The sequence below is a fragment of the Mycobacterium sp. genome, from assembly GCF_050701515.1.
In the GTDB taxonomy this organism is placed as follows: Bacteria; Actinomycetota; Actinomycetes; order Mycobacteriales; family Mycobacteriaceae; genus Mycobacterium.
In genome coordinates this window covers 1-14,555 of sequence record NZ_JBOGDB010000023.1, presented here as the reverse complement: position 1 = coordinate 14,555, position 14,555 = coordinate 1, and the positions used below count along the sequence as shown (strand labels likewise).

The following is a 14,555-nucleotide window of genomic DNA, read 5'->3' as shown; positions in this document are numbered from 1 at the left end:
GGCGTCCTCCTCCTTCGCCAGTGCCATCTCCTCGATCTCCAGGCGGCGCACCAGGCGCTCCACCTCGTCGATCTCGACGGGCCGGGAGTCGATCTCCATCCGCAGCCGGGCTGCGGCCTCGTCGACCAGGTCGATGGCCTTGTCGGGCAGGTACCGCGCGGTGATGTAGCGGTCGGACAGGGTGGCCGCCGCGACCAGCGCGGAGTCGGTGATGCGCACGCCGTGGTGCACCTCGTAGCGGTCCTTCAGACCGCGCAGGATGCCGATGGTGTCCTCGACCGACGGCTCACCGACGAACACCTGCTGAAACCGGCGCTCCAGCGCGGCGTCCTTCTCGATGTACTTGCGGTACTCGTCGAGCGTGGTGGCACCGACCAGCCGCAGCTCGCCGCGGGCCAGCATCGGCTTGATCATGTTGCCGGCGTCCATCGACGACTCTCCGGTCGCGCCGGCGCCGACGATGGTGTGCAGCTCGTCGATGAACGTGATGATCTGGCCGGCCGAGTTCTTGATGTCGTCGAGCACGGCCTTCAGCCGCTCCTCGAACTCGCCGCGGTACTTCGACCCGGCGACCATCGAACCCAGGTCCAGTGAGATGACGCTCTTGTCCCGCAGGCTTTCGGGCACGTCGCCGGCCACGATCCGCTGGGCCAGGCCCTCCACGATCGCTGTCTTGCCGACGCCGGGCTCCCCGATCAGCACCGGGTTGTTCTTGGTGCGGCGGGACAGCACCTGTACGACGCGCCGAATCTCGTTGTCCCGCCCGATAACCGGGTCGAGCTTGCCCTCGCGGGCGCTTTCGGTCAGGTCGGTGGAGTACTTCTCCAGCGCCTGGTAGCTGCCTTCCGGGTCCGGGCTGGTGACCCGGGCGCTGCCGCGGACCTTGACGAACGCGTCGCGCAGCGCCTGCGGCGGCGCGCCGTGCCCGGTCAGCAGCTTGGCCACATCCGAGTCGCCGGTGGCCAGCCCGACCATCAGGTGCTCGGTCGAGACGTACTCGTCGTCCATCTCGGTGGCCAGCTGCTGGGCGACGGTGATCGCGGCCAGCGATTGCGGGGCCAACTGCGGCTGCGCGTTGGCGCCGCTGGCGCTGGGCAGCCGGTCCAGCAGCCGTTGCGTCTCGGTGCGAATGGTCGCGGGGTCGACGCCGACGGCCTCCAGCAAGGGGGCGGCAATGCCATCGTTTTGGGTGAGCAGTGCCATCAATAGGTGGGCGGGCACGATCTGCGGGTTGCCTTCGGCGCTGGCCGCCTGCAAAGCCGCGGTCAGGGCCGCCTGGGTCTTGGTCGTCGGGTTGAACGAGTCCACGACACCTCCGATCAGTCAAAAAGAGCTGGGTAAATGCTTGTCGGGAAGTTCAACGTCGTCAAGGTTGAGTCTGTTCCGCTCAACTTTGGCTTTTTTCGGCGACCGTGCGGACTGTGTACGAAAAACGGCCGATCTGCGTGCATATCCCCCACACTGGACAATTGCCGGCTCCGGCGTTCAGCCCCGCACTCGTCGAAGGGTCATTGAGGTGGACATCAATACCATTACCCAGGTCGTTAGACGGCCTTCCGAGCGGCCGGGTAGCGACTGGCGCCCTGGCGACGCCTGGCTGGCCGGGGGGACCTGGCTGTTCTCCGACCAGCAACCCGATCTGCGCCGCCTCATCGACCTGATGCCGCTCGGCTGGGACGACTTGGTGGCGAACGAGGCGGGCCTCGAGATGGGTGCCATGTGCACGATCCGGGATCTGTACGCGTTTACCGCGCCCGACGACTGGCGAGCCGCCGCACTGTTCGCCACCAGCTGCGAGGCGTTCCTGGCCTCGTTCAAGGTGTGGAACGCGGCAACGGTCGGCGGCAACATCTGCATGTCCCTGCCCGCGGGCCCGATGATCACCATGACCGTGGCGCTTGAGGCGACCTACACGCTGCAGTCGACCTCAGGCTCCGAACACACCGTCGACGCAGTCGATTTCGTGACGGGCAACCACGAGAACATCCTTGCTCCCGGTGAACTACTGCGAAAGATCGACATCCCGATCAGCGCTCTGACCAAGCGCCACGCGCACCGCCGCTTCACGTTGACCCAGTTGGGCCGGTCGACCATCTTCATGATCGCCACCCAAGGCGCCGATGCCGACTTATTGCTTACGATCACGGCGGGAACCACCCGCCCAATTCGGTTGGCGTTCGGCGCGATGCCCGACGCGGAAGCGCTGCAAGACAGCATTGACGCGCTGCCTGAAGAGGTGTGGTTCGACGACCCGAACGGCACGCCCGACCATCGCCGTCATCTGGCCAAGCACTACGCCGAAGAGATCCGCATCGAGCTCGCCGGAGCAGCTTCATGACTTACACCGTGAACGGCGAGACGTTCGACGACGAGCCGCGCGCGGGTCAGTGCCTTCGCACCTTTCTGCGTTCACTTGGCTGGCATGGCGTCAAGAAGGGTTGCGACGCAGGCGATTGCGGTGCCTGCACGGTGTGGCTCGACGGCAGCGCCGTGCACAGCTGCATCACGCCCGCATTCCGTGCCGACGGGCACGAGGTCACCACGATCGAGGGGCTCGGCACACCGGAGAATCTGCATCCGATGCAGCGGCAGTTCCGCGACGCCCCCGGATTCCAGTGCGGCTTCTGCACCGCGGGCATGATCATGACCTCGGCGACCTTCACCGACGAACAGAAGCAGGATCTGCCACGGGCGCTGAAGGGAAATCTCTGCCGCTGCACCGGCTATCGCGCCATCGAGGATGCCGTCAACGGTATCGCCGCGATCGAGGAGGCACTTCCCGGCAGGGCCGTCGGCGCCAGCGTCGGCGCGCCGGCGGCAACCGGGGTGGTGACCGGCACGGTCGAGTTCACCATGGACACCGAGATGGAGGGCATGCTGCACCTGAAGGTGCTGCACTCGCCACACGCCCACGCGCGCATCGTCTCCATCGACAAGACGGCGGCGCTTGCCGTTCCGGGTGTGCACCGCGTGTACACCTGGGAGGACGTTCCCCGGAGGCGCTACAGCACCGCGATCCACACCGACCATCTCGTCGACCCCGACGACACCTACATCCTCGACAACGTCGTGCGCTTCGCGGGCCAACGGGTGGTAGCCGTGCTCGCCGACACTGTCGGTGCCGCCGAAGAAGGCTGTCGCAAGGTCGTCGTGGAGTACGACGTGCTGCCCGCGGTATTCGATCCGGAGGAGGCGATGGCCGACGGTGCCCCCCAACTACACAGCTACGACGACCCGTTCGCCCACGATAAGGACCACAACATCCTGCTCGAACTGCACGGCGAAATCGGCGACGTGGAAGCGGGATTCGCCCAAGCAGACGTGATCCACGAGGGCACCTACCTCTCGCCGCGGGTGCAGCATGCACACCTCGAAACGCACGGATCGATCGCCTGGACGGAGGACGGTCGGCTGAATGTCCGCACCAGCTCACAGTCACCGTCGGTCGCCAAGGTCAAGCTGTCCCATCTGTTCGACTTGCGTCCCGACCAGCTGCGCGTGTTCTGCAAGCGCGTCGGGGGCGGCTTCGGCGGCAAGCAGGAACTGATCTCCGAGGACCTGCCCGCTCTGGCCACCCTCGACACCGGGCGCCCGGTGTGCTGGGAGTACACCCGCGAAGAGGGATTCACCACCGCCTCACCACGGCATCCGATGAAATGCACGGTCAAACTCGGAGCCAAGGCCGACGGGATCCTGACCGCGCTGCACTTCCGCAACGTCTCCAACACCGGCGCCTACGGTAACCACGGCGGGGAGACACTGTTCGCGGCGGGCGCCGCGATCGCGCTCTACCGTTGTGCCAACAAGAAATTCGACGCCCACGCCGTCTACACGAATACGGTGCCCAGCGGCGCACTGCGTGGCTACGGCATGACCCAGCCGGCGTTCGCAGTGGAGTCGGCCCTCGACGAACTCGCGGTCAAGCTCGACATGGATCCGCTGGAATTCCGCCGGCGCAACGTCGTGCGCCCGGGTGACGCCCTGCTCGCGGTCACCGACCATCCCGACGACGTCGCCTTCACCGAGGACGGCGTCACACAATGCATCGACCTCGTCGACGAGGCGTTGCGACGCAACGACAGCGGCGATGATCTCGGCGAGGATTGGCTGGTCGGCACCGGTGCCGCGACCTCGCTGCACGAGACCGCACCGCCCACCGACCACACCTCGGATGCGTGGGCGACATTACGAGACGACTGCATCTACGAGATCGCCGTCGGCACAGTCGAGTTCGGTGAGGGCACCTCAACCGCACACGTCCAGATCGCCGCCACCCAACTCGGTACCACGCCGTCGCGGATACACCTCGTACAGTCCGACACCGACCGGACCGGCTTCGACACCGGAGCGTTCGCCAGCGCGGGGCTCTTCGTGTCGGGCAATGCGGTGCAGTACGCATCAACGGCACTGCGTGACCGCATCCTGGGATTCGCCGCCGCACACGCCCATGTCGACGTGGGCTCGTGCGTTTTGGACGACGACGGGGTGGTCTGTGGGGATGCGCGGATTTCGCTCGCCGAACTCCTCGAGCTGGCCCGCCAGCGCGGCGTCCGGTTCACCGAATCCCGCAAGGCGTACGGATCACCACGCAGCGTCACATCGAACACCCAAGGGTTCCGCATCGCCGTGCACCGGGTCACCGGCGAGATCCGAATTCTCTACAGCGTGCAGGCCGCCGACCCCGGGGTGGTGATCAACCCCGCACAGGTTCGCGGTCAGATCGAGGGCGGCGTCGCCATGGGCATCGGTTTCGCGCTGACCGAGAACTTTCACGTCGACGACAACGGTGTCATGGTCAACCCGAACCTGCGCAATTACCGGATCCCCACCTACGCCGACATCCCCCGCACCGAGGTGCTCCTGGTTGAATCGACCGATTCGGTCGGACCGATGAAGTCCAAGGGCATGGCGGAGTGCTGCATCAACCCGGTGGCGCCGGCGTTGGCCAACGCGCTGGAGAACGCGACGGGTGTGCGCTATCGCTCGTTGCCGCTGTCCCCGGAGCGCATCTACGCCGAGCTGGGGGCGAGCCGACTGGTTCAGGCGAAATGAACGAGGCCATGGAAACCGCCGCCGCCGCAACGGTCATCATCGGTGAACGAGTCCGTCCCGGCTCCGAGCAGGCATACATTGCCTGGCAGCACGAATTGAACGAGGCCGCCTCTCGATACCCCGGATTCATCGGCGCGGAGGTCACTCCGCCGACCGCCGTGCAATCGGATTGGGTGGTGGTCTACCGCTTCGATTCCATCGCCAACGTCCAGGCCTGGATGAACAGCGCCACTCGGCAAGAAGGCCTCGCGGCCGGTCGGCGATATGTCGACGGCGCGCCCACCCAACAGGTCGTCGGTGGCGCCGCAAAACCAGCCGATCAACTCGTGACGGTGGCCGTCAGCCACCGCGTCAGCCCGGAGAACGTCGAAGACTTCCTGGCCTGGCAGGATCGACTCCGGCTGGCGGAGAGCAAGTTTCCCGGCTTTCGCGGCACCGAACTGTTTCGGCCCGTCGAAGGCGTGCAGGACGAGTGGACCACGCTTTATCGCTACGAGACCGCAGCCGACCTCGACAGGTGGCTCATCTCCAAGGAACGCCAGCAGCTGTTGGCGGAGGGCGAGAAGTTCGCCGACTTCCAGTCCCGCACTATCGACAATTCGTTCGGCAGCTGGTTCGCCTTCGACGAGCACGGTAACCAGGCGCCGCCGCCCTCGAACTTCAAGACGTCGGTGGCAGTCTGGGTTGGCCTCTACCCCACCGTGGTATTGCTCACGCTCGCGGTATCACCGCTGCACATGCCGCTGTGGTTGGGCATGTTGATCGGAAATCTATTGTCCAGCTTCGCTATTAGCTTCCTGATCATGCCCTACTATGTCAACCCGCTTTTGAAGCACTGGCTGCGGCCGCCCCCGGGGGTGCCGGAGGCCGCGACGAATTGGCGGGGCATCGGCCTCGTCGTTTCAGCCATGACGTTCTGGGCGGTGGTCTTCTACCTGGTCACCAGGGTGTTCTGGCACCTTCCCTAGCGACCGCCGAGCGGCGCGGGGCCGTTGACGCCCGGAAGTGCGGGTAGCTTCGCAATCACCGTGGGCGCCACCGTCGTTGCGGTCGGATTCGGTCTGGCGAGTCCGACCTTCTGCACCTCGGCACCGCCTGCTCCCTTACCGCTGACCAACAGATCCGCGCCATTGGTGGTGCTGGTGGTCGCTACGGTCACCCCGGTCCGAGCACCGCCGGGGAACGGTTCGAACGACGCGATCTGGGTGAACTCGACGTCGGCGTCGTGATCGTTGGGGCTCACCGTATAGGAGGAGGGGAACCCGTCGAGGCGCGATCCGGTCGACCACACCCGTACGGTTCCCGGTCCATCGAGCTGCCCGGTGACGACGCTCTTGGCGCCACCCTCGACACCCGCCACCCAGCCGGTCGAAAGCGATACCCCGCCGGTGTAGTTCTCGTCGTATGCCAGGAACTGTGAAGTCATCTTGGGCTCATTGGGTTTGGTGGCGTGCTCGGTGGCCGTGCCACCCGCCTGAGCCCGCGCAGTCGGTGTGAACAGGTCGAAGCGGAAGGTCTTGATCTGAGGTGCCTCACCCGGTCCGGGCGCGGTGACGATGGTCTCGCGGCCTGACCCGAGCTCCACCATCCCCGTGGCCACCGAGACCCCGGAATCCGAGCCGGGGTACGGCGTGAAGGTGGAGAACACGTCCGGAGCCTTGTCCTTCTCGGCGGGCAGGGTGGACGAGAACACCTTCACCTGCGACTCCGTGCCGGCGCCCGACCCCACGATGATGTTGTCGGCCAGGCCATTTCCGTCGATATCGGCACCCGCTACGTTCACGCCGCCCTGGGATCCCGCGTCGAACGGCGCGAACCGGGTCAGCTCCGAGGCGAAGCGTCCTAGTACCGTGTCGTTGCCGTCGTAGGCGACCACCTGGGCGTCAACACCTGGGCCGGTGCCTGCGACGAGGTCGAGGATCATGTCACCGTTCACGTCTGCCATCGCCACGCTCGGGGTGCCCTCGAACGACGGGAACGGCGTGACGAATTCGGTCACCTTGTCTCCGTCGCCGTCGTGGATCTGCACGGTCGCCGGTTTGCCGTTCGACCCGGGCACGGCGACCGCGTAGCTCGACACCTCGGGAATGACGTTGATGGTCATCATCAATCCGTTGTCCTCGTGGTTCAGCCGGTGACAGTGGACCACGTAGGTTCCCTTGTATTCGACGAAGTCCGACCGCAACGTCATTGTCGAGGCCGCTGTCGCATTGTCGTCGGCGTCGATCTCCGGCGGCGGGACGTTGGCGTTGTCGATACCGAATGGCTGCACCCCGGTGGTGGTGCCGATCAGTGGACTGACCACCTGCTGGACCTGAAAGTCGTTGACGTGGATGTGAATCGGATGACTATCGTTGTTGTAGTTGGTGAACTTCCACTCCTCGACGGAGTTCAGGCGGGGCTGGATCAACGGGATATTCGGGAAGATGTTGTCGTCGAACTGGTAAGTGAACGCCTTGGGATCGTTCTTGTTCGCGAACTTGTCGTTGAAGCCGCCGCCGATGTCGAAGTCGCGCTTGACCGCGGGCTCCATCACCGAGGTGTCGACGAATGACGTGTAAGCGTCCAGGTTTTGGCCCGGCTCGAAAGCCGTGGTCTGTCCCTCACCACTGTCCGGGGTGACCTTCAGCAGGGTCTGCGTCGGGAAGGTGAAGAAGCCGTCCCGCGCCGCGATGTGCTTGGGGTCGATGGTGACCGTCCCGAGTACGGCCGGCGAGTTCTCGGTGCCGTTGTTCGTGTACAGCACACCGGGTTCGGATATCCCCTTGACACCGGGACCCGGCGGCATGTCGACGACGAGGTCGCCGGTCTTCGGCATCGTCACCGCGATCGCATACCGCGATCCGGGAGGGATCTCGAGGTACGTTCCGTCACCGTCCACGGGCCGCTGCACCTGGGTGTAGGGGTTGCCGTCCTGCCCGACGATCGCGAACTTTGGATGGTTGCCCGTCGCTGTCTCGGTGAAACGCAGTGGCACGAAGGCGATGTCGCTCATATTGGCGAACACCCAGATCTCGGTCTGGCCAGGCTTCAGCTTCAGCTCCGGCTGGAACTGGCCGTTGATGGTGAACTGCACGTCGCGTTCGTTCTCCGGCAGCGCCGGATTCGCCGGGACGGTCTTGGTCGGGCTGGTGAACGTCTGCAGATTCTGCGGAATGAACTGGTTCTGCCCCCGATGGTTTCGGACCGACAGCGGCCCGGCGTACCAGTTCGTGATGAACTCGGCGTCCTTGCTGCTCTGCGTGAAGTTCACCGGCGCGAGACTCGGTCGGTACGTACCGTCGGCGAGTTGGTCGCCCTCCGGCGGTTTGAGGGTGTTGACCCACTGCTCCCAGTACGGGTTGTTCAGCTGATGACCGCCGTTCCGGCGGTCGAAGACGAAGTTGTACTGCACGGCCATGGTGCGGATCGGGATGTCGCTCTTCGTGACCAGCGGCAGGTTTCCGTCGGGCCGACCGATCTCCAACATGCCCGCCAGGCCCATGTACGTCTGCTGCGCGGTCACGGTATGGCGATGACTGTGATACCAGTACAGGCCATTCGGCATGTTCGTCGGAACCGCGTAGTCATACGTGTTGCCCATTCCCGCGGGGATGGACAGCAGAACGTTGTCGGCGTTTCCGGACGGGCTCACATGCAGTCCGTGGGTGTGCAGGTTCAGCGGCGCGTCCCTCAGTACGGGCGGATAGACGGGGATGTCGCCGCCGACCGGAACGTAGGAAGGATCGTTGAAGTCGTCGATCGTCAGACCCTGAAGGTCGTTGTCATAGTGGATGATCAGGCGCTCACCGGGTTCGACGCGCAGAGTCGGCGCGGGATAGAGATTGTCGCCCTTGGTCGATCCGTCCGAGCTGGTGCCCTTGACCAGGTCGTAGCCGAACACCAGGAAGTTGGACACGGGTTCTTTCACGGTGTCCAGGTTCACCGTGCCCTGGTGCGCCGACAGCCGTACCTCGAGGACGCCGTCCTTGCTGGACAGCCGGACCGGCTCCTTGAACGGGGCGGGCTTGCCGTCGGGACCCGCGTTGACGCCGACCTGGGCGTCGGGCGCCTTGCCGGACGTGCACGCCGTCATCATCGCTGCCATCGCGGTGACGGCGATGAGGGCGACGACCAGGGTCGACTTCGTTCGAAGGAGCCGCATGGCGTCCCCATTTCTGCACGGCGTGGCTACGGCGCATCGCTGGACTAATCGCACACTACAGCGCAAAACTTACGTTCGTGGCAAATTTGCTGCTCTGCCGTTCAGATCGCGGGCGAACAGGTAGTCGTACGCGATGAGGAAGGCGCGTCCGAGGGTCGACTCCCGCTCCTGATCGCCACCATTGCGGCCTCCCGGCTTGCTACGTTCATCCCCGATGATGCGACGAAAGGGCTGCCAATGTCGGGCAATTGGGGATCGGTACTGACCGAACTCATTCCGCTGGCGCTGGTGGTCGCGCTGTCGCCGCTGTCGATCATTCCGGCGGTGCTAGTGCTGCACACGCCGCGGCCCCGGCCGACGGGGTTGGCCTTCCTGGCCGGCTGGCTGGTCGGGCTTGCGGCGTTGGCGGCCGCTTTCCTCGGGGTGTCCAGCCTGCTCGGCGGACTCGGTGACAAGCCCCCGGGCTGGGCCTCATGGCTGCGCGTCGTCGTTGGGGCCGCGCTGATCGTGTTCGGCGTCTATCGCTGGCTCACCCGCAAGCGGTCGGCTCACACGCCGGGTTGGGTGCGCAGTTTGAGCAAGGTCAGCCCGCCGCGGGCCGCCGTCACCGCAACGGTACTCACGGTGGCGAACCCCAAGGTGCTATTCATATGTGCGGCAGCGGGTTTGGCGATCGGCACGGCCGGGCTGGGAAGCTCACGCGCGTGGCTTGCTGTCGCTTGGTATGTGGCGGTGGCCGGCTCGACGGTCGCGATTCCCATCCTCGCCTACGCCGTTTCGGGCGACCGCCTCGACGAGCCACTGGCGCGGCTGAAGGACTGGATGGAGCGCCAGCATGCGTCGCTGGTGGCCGGCATCTTGACCGTGATCGGACTTCTGGTGCTGTACAAGGGAATTCACGGGCTATAGCGCGGGCATCCCGAGCTCAGACGCGTCGGCGGTCAGATACCGCGTCACCGTCGGCGCGATCAAGCGCACCACCTCGTCCACCGACAGCGTCGCCAACGGCGGCACCGCGATGACGTATCGGATCAGTGCCGTGCCGACGAGCTGACTCCCGACCAGCATCGCGCGCAGCCGGGCCGTGTCGTCACCGCCGAGCTCCCCTGACACCGCGGTCAACACGTAGCTCTGGACGAAGGCGCGGAACGCGTCGTGGGCGTCGGTGTTCGACGTCACCGCCTGCAGCATCGCCCGCATGCTCGTCGCGGTGTCGGGCGTCTCCCACATCCGCAGGTAGGTGCGGACCAGCCGCGTTCCGATGTCCGCGTCGTCGGCGGGACCGCCATGCAATGCCGACACCAGCGCGTCGGTGTCCAGCACCAACCGCAGCGACTCGCGGAACAGGTCGGCCTTCGACCCGAACAGGTACAGCACCATCGACGGGTCGACATGCGCATCGCCCGCGATTGCCCGCAGCGTCGTCTTCTCGTAGCCCTCCATGGCGAACCGCTTCTTGGCAGCCGCCAGCACCACGTCGCGCGACACCGGTTCGCCCTGGCGTCGGCCCCGCCGCTTGGTCGTCTTGGCTGGTGACGGCATACGCCGACGATATCATTTCAATGTCTGTTGAAATATCACCCCCGCCCGAGTTACGCTCACCGTGCGCAATTAATTCAACGTCGGATGAAAAGGGTCCCACCAATGACTACGGACGCCGTTCCGAAGCACACCCACCACGCATCACCCGCGCACGAGCCGCCGGCCGCGGTGCGCGCCGCGGGCCTCGTCGTCGCCCTCTCCCTGGGGCTGGCGATCCTCTTCATCGCCTTCGGCCTGCCCGCGGCCAAGTCCGGGCCGCACGACGTGCCCATCGGCGTATCCGGACCGCAGGCGGCCAACGGCCAGTTCGGAGGCATGCTCGAGCAGAATGCGCCCGGCGCCTTTGCGGTCACCTACTACCCAGGCGAGGCGGCGCTGCGGACCGCGATCCGCGATCGCGATGTGTACGGCGGAATCGCGGTCACACCGCAGGGACCGACGCTCCTGCTGGCGTCGGGCGGCAGCCCGATGGTGGCGCAGCTGCTGACACAGGTAGGCAGCGGCATCGCGCAGCACACCGGCATGCCGATGCGAACCGTCGATCTCGCGCCGCTTGCGCAGGACGACCCGCGCGGAACCGGCCTGGCGGCCTCGGCGCTGCCGCTGGCGCTGGCCGGTCTGCTGCCGGCAGTGATCCTGGTGATTGTGTTCCCGTCGCAGGTGTGGTTGAGATTCGGTGCCACCGTGGTATTCGCCGGCGCGGCGGCGCTGACGATCGCCGGCGTCCTGCGTTACGTCTTCGGGTCGATAGAAACGAACTTCTGGGGCGTCACCGCCGGGCTTGGGCTGGGCGTACTTGCCACCGCGCTCGCCTTGCTGGGGCTCGGGTCGCTATTCGGCCGGGTCGGCCTGGCCATCGGCGCCGCTGCTGTCATGCTGCTCGGCAATCCGCTGTCCGGCGTGGCGAGCGCGCCGGAAATGCTGCCGAATGGCTGGGGCGCCTTCGGGCAATGGCTACCGCAGGGGGCCAACGCGACACTGCTGCGCTCGACGGCGTTCTTCGACGGCGCCGGTGCGACGACCGCGATCGTGGTGCTGACCTGCTGGGCAGTGGCGGGAGCGGTGATGATCGTCATCGCCGCGGTGCGAAACGGCAAGGCTTCGCGAAAAGTCGCCTAATTACACTCGAACGGCGTGGGACTCGACGACCGTGCCGGGCTGCGCATGCTGCGCGACGCGGTCGACCCACGCCACGGGGGCCAGGAGCTGGTCGGCCGGTTCTACACCCGCTGGTTCGCCCTCGACATGGCGGTGCGTGATCTGTTTCCACCGGACCTGGACGCGCAGCGAAAGGTTTTCGCCGAGGCGATGACGTGGCTGTTCGGAGAGCTCATCGCCCAACGGGCCGAGGAGCCGGTGGCATTCCTGGCTCAGCTGGGCCGCGATCACCGCAAATACGGTGTCACACAAGAGCATTACGACACCATGCAGGACGCGCTCTACGGAACATTGCGCAGCCACCTGAAAGAGAACTGGGACGGCAAACTCGCCGACACGGCGCTGTCGGCGATTTCCCTGATTATCGGCGTCATGCGCGGCGCCGCCGACGCCGAACAGGGCCCACCGTTCTGCGACGGCACCGTCGTCGAGCACAACCGGGTATCGCGCGACATATCGGTGATCCGGCTGCAGCTGGACCAGCCGATGTTCTACCACCCCGGCCAGTACGTGACCGTCCAGGTGCCGCAGTGGCCCCGTCGATGGCGCTACCTGAGCCCGGCGATCCCCGCGGACCGCGGCGGCGGCATCGAGTTCCACATCCGTTCGGTCACCGGTGGAATGGTCAGCACCGCCATCGTGGGTGAGGCCCAGCCCGGTGACCGCTGGCGGCTGTCCAACCCACACGGCGGCATGCAGGTCGACCGGGACGGCGGCGACGTGCTGATGGTCGCGGGCAGCACCGGGCTCGCGCCGCTGCGGGCGCTGATCATGGACCTGACCCGGTGGGGCGTCAACCCGAGGGTGCACCTGTTCTTCGGTGCGCGCTATCCCTGCGAGCTGTACGACTTGCGCACGCTGTGGCAAATCGCGTCGAACAACCCTTGGCTGTCGGTGTCGCCGGTTACGGAGTTCACCCAGGATCCGCCGTGGGCCACCGACTACCCCGACGTGCAGCCGCCCCGCGGGCTGCACCTGCGCCAGACCGGCAAGCTGCCGGAGGTGGTGACGAGGTACGGAAACTGGAGCGACCGACAGATTCTGATCTGCGGCGGGCCGAAGATGGTCGCCGCGACCAAACAAGCGCTGATCGCCAAAGGTGCACCGGCCGCACGCATCCAACACGATCCGCTGGCCAGCTAGCCATGACAGACTCCAACGATGCCCGAGTTTGACACCGTCACGCTTCGTGACCCGTCGTCATCGTTGACCGCAACCTTCGTCCCCAACGCCGGCATGGTCGGCACGTCGCTCGCCGACGACGGGGTTGAGCTACTGGGCCAGCGTCGCGGACTGCAGGCGTACGTCTCCAGCCACCGCACGATGGGTATCCCGATCCTGTATCCGTGGGCGAATCGATTGAGCAGCAACGGCTATGGGGTCGACGGCGCCGTTGTGACGCTCACTCCGGGAACCGGCGGTGTGCGCACCGACCAGCACGGTGTGCCGATCCACGGCGTGCTGGCGGCGTACCCGAACTGGGAGGTGACCACGCAGCTGGAATCCCGGCTGACCGCCGAACTGGATTACGGCTCGCGCCCCGGACTGCTGGCATCGTTCCCGTTTCCCCATTTGTTGACGCTCGACATCACACTCGGCGACCGCACACTGACGCTGCGCACCACCGTGACCGCGACCACCGGAGCCCGGGTTCCGTTGTGTTACGGGTTTCACCCGTACCTACAAATCCCCGACGTCCCTCGGTCCGAATGGCAGATGGAAACACCGGCCATGCGGTTCCGGCCCGTCAATGCGTGGGGCATTCCCACCGGGGAGATGGAAGCCCACGAGCCGACCACGGAATTGTTGGGCGACAGGTTCTTCGACGACGGATACGACGAAGTGGCGCCGGGCTCGGTGTTCGCCGTGTCGGGCGGCCAGCGTCGCATCGAGGTGAAGTTCGACGAAGGCTACTCGGCCGTCCAGGTATTCGCGCCCGGCGACGAAGACGTCATCTGCTTCGAGCCGATGGCGGCGCCGACCGACTCATTGCGTCGCGGCGGCTACCGATCCGCCCAGCCGGGTGAGCCGGCGACCGCGGCATTCTCGATCCGCGTGAGCTAAGAGTTGACCCGTAATGGGTCATGCAGCGCCAATCAGCTTGGGATCTGGTTGTTTTCGGCTGGTCCCGCGACGTCCAGGCTTTCGGCTTGGTCTGTTCGGGGGTGGGCCGAGTGCTGCTTGCTCAGCAGAGGCCACCGGGTGGTGGCTGCCGGTCCTGGCCGGTCCAACATCGGATGATGGTGGTGGCTGGTGCCGGTTGACTGAGTCCTCCCACTCTTGCTGGGAGGCCAGCCACGCCCGCAGGGCGTGGGCAAGTCGGTAGTTGACCCGCGCGGTGCACGGATTCTCTGGATCGGTCAGCTCGACGCAGGCCGCCAGCATCGCCGAGGTGATGTCGCGGTCGGCGCGCAGCCCGCAGCGGCCGCAGTGATGGGTGCGCTGCGCCAGGGTCTTGGGCACGTGGGCTCCGCAGAGGCAGTGCTGACTCAGCGCGGTGGACCGGGTGCCCGCCCGATACAACCGGCCACCGGTGGCGGCGCATTCGCACACCAGGGCGGTGACGAGCATGCCGGGGCTGAACAGTGCGATCCGCTTGCCCCACAACCGCGCCCACGTCGCGATCGCACAGTCCTCGACGGTGATGGTGTTGCCGTGG

Annotated in this window: 10 protein-coding genes and 1 pseudogene; 7 read left to right on the top strand and 4 right to left on the bottom strand. The window is 66.0% G+C overall.

The window, feature by feature from the left end; all coding sequences use genetic code 11:
• The coding region (locus ACRDU5_RS01860; RefSeq protein ID WP_526612513.1) for a Clp protease N-terminal domain-containing protein at positions 1–1,308 on the bottom strand (1,308 nt) is incomplete at its 3' end.
• Positions 1,309–1,516: 208 nt separating this feature from the next.
• Between ACRDU5_RS01860 and ACRDU5_RS01855 the strand changes: the two genes are divergently transcribed.
• Genes ACRDU5_RS01855 through ACRDU5_RS01845 form a run of 3 tightly spaced genes read left to right on the top strand, consistent with a single transcriptional unit; the run spans position 1,517 to position 6,020 of the window.
• On the top strand, positions 1,517–2,338 hold the full coding sequence (locus ACRDU5_RS01855; RefSeq protein WP_526612512.1) for an FAD binding domain-containing protein: 822 nt from the start codon (positions 1,517–1,519) through the stop codon (positions 2,336–2,338).
• The gene (locus ACRDU5_RS01850; protein ID WP_526612511.1) at positions 2,335–5,052 is read left to right on the top strand and encodes a molybdopterin-dependent oxidoreductase; all 2,718 of its coding nucleotides are present in this window, start codon (positions 2,335–2,337) and stop codon (positions 5,050–5,052) included. Before ACRDU5_RS01855 ends, ACRDU5_RS01850 begins: the two co-directional genes overlap by 4 nt.
• Positions 5,049–6,020 (top strand): antibiotic biosynthesis monooxygenase, encoded by a 972-nt coding sequence (locus ACRDU5_RS01845; protein ID WP_526612510.1) that lies wholly within the window; start codon positions 5,049–5,051, stop codon positions 6,018–6,020. Before ACRDU5_RS01850 ends, ACRDU5_RS01845 begins: the two co-directional genes overlap by 4 nt.
• Here ACRDU5_RS01845 and ACRDU5_RS01840 read toward each other — a convergent pair.
• The gene (locus ACRDU5_RS01840; protein WP_526612514.1) at positions 6,017–9,139 is read right to left on the bottom strand and encodes a multicopper oxidase family protein; all 3,123 of its coding nucleotides are present in this window, start codon (positions 9,137–9,139) and stop codon (positions 6,017–6,019) included. The genes ACRDU5_RS01845 and ACRDU5_RS01840 overlap by 4 nt on opposite strands.
• Before the next feature lie 294 nt (positions 9,140–9,433).
• Between ACRDU5_RS01840 and ACRDU5_RS01835 the strand changes: the two genes are divergently transcribed.
• The gene (locus ACRDU5_RS01835; protein ID WP_526612509.1) at positions 9,434–10,105 is read left to right on the top strand and encodes a GAP family protein; all 672 of its coding nucleotides are present in this window, start codon (positions 9,434–9,436) and stop codon (positions 10,103–10,105) included.
• Here ACRDU5_RS01835 and ACRDU5_RS01830 read toward each other — a convergent pair.
• Positions 10,100–10,738 carry a TetR/AcrR family transcriptional regulator gene (locus ACRDU5_RS01830; RefSeq protein ID WP_526612508.1) on the bottom strand — a complete coding sequence of 213 codons (639 nt, stop codon included), beginning with the start codon at positions 10,736–10,738 and terminating at the stop codon, positions 10,100–10,102. The two genes, ACRDU5_RS01835 and ACRDU5_RS01830, sit on opposite strands and share 6 nt — an antisense overlap.
• A 102-nt stretch (positions 10,739–10,840) precedes the next feature.
• Here ACRDU5_RS01830 and ACRDU5_RS01825 point away from each other — a divergent pair, with 102 nt between their 5' ends.
• Genes ACRDU5_RS01825 through ACRDU5_RS01815 form a run of 3 tightly spaced genes read left to right on the top strand, consistent with a single transcriptional unit; the run spans position 10,841 to position 13,960 of the window.
• Entirely contained in the window at positions 10,841–11,857 is a 1,017-nt protein-coding gene (locus tag ACRDU5_RS01825) for an ABC transporter permease (RefSeq protein ID WP_526612507.1), read from the top strand.
• Between the two features lie 15 nt (positions 11,858–11,872).
• A complete protein-coding gene (locus tag ACRDU5_RS01820; RefSeq protein WP_526612506.1) occupies positions 11,873–13,039 on the top strand; it encodes an FAD-binding oxidoreductase in 1,167 nt (388 codons plus the stop codon).
• A gap of 18 nt (positions 13,040–13,057) precedes the next feature.
• The gene (locus ACRDU5_RS01815) at positions 13,058–13,960 is read left to right on the top strand and encodes an aldose 1-epimerase (RefSeq protein ID WP_526612505.1); all 903 of its coding nucleotides are present in this window, start codon (positions 13,058–13,060) and stop codon (positions 13,958–13,960) included.
• An 18-nt stretch (positions 13,961–13,978) separates the two neighbouring features.
• On the opposite strand, the pseudogene ACRDU5_RS01810 reads toward ACRDU5_RS01815, so the two are convergent.
• Positions 13,979–14,555 (bottom strand): annotated as a pseudogene (locus ACRDU5_RS01810) (transposase); the annotation flags it as partial.

What these genes read in the sequence shown, in the direction of transcription:
- ACRDU5_RS01850 (WP_526612511.1), top strand. Translation starts at nt 2,335, where the DNA reads ATGACTTACACCGTGAACGGCGAGACGTTCGACGACGAGCCGCGCGCG.
- ACRDU5_RS01845 (WP_526612510.1), top strand. Translation starts at nt 5,049, where the DNA reads ATGAACGAGGCCATGGAAACCGCCGCCGCCGCAACGGTCATCATCGGT.
- ACRDU5_RS01840 (WP_526612514.1), bottom strand. Translation starts at nt 9,139, where the DNA reads ATGGCAGCGATGATGACGGCGTGCACGTCCGGCAAGGCGCCCGACGCC.
- ACRDU5_RS01835 (WP_526612509.1), top strand. Translation starts at nt 9,434, where the DNA reads ATGTCGGGCAATTGGGGATCGGTACTGACCGAACTCATTCCGCTGGCG.
- ACRDU5_RS01830 (WP_526612508.1), bottom strand. Translation starts at nt 10,738, where the DNA reads ATGCCGTCACCAGCCAAGACGACCAAGCGGCGGGGCCGACGCCAGGGC.
- ACRDU5_RS01825 (WP_526612507.1), top strand. Translation starts at nt 10,841, where the DNA reads ATGACTACGGACGCCGTTCCGAAGCACACCCACCACGCATCACCCGCG.
- ACRDU5_RS01815 (WP_526612505.1), top strand. Translation starts at nt 13,058, where the DNA reads ATGCCCGAGTTTGACACCGTCACGCTTCGTGACCCGTCGTCATCGTTG.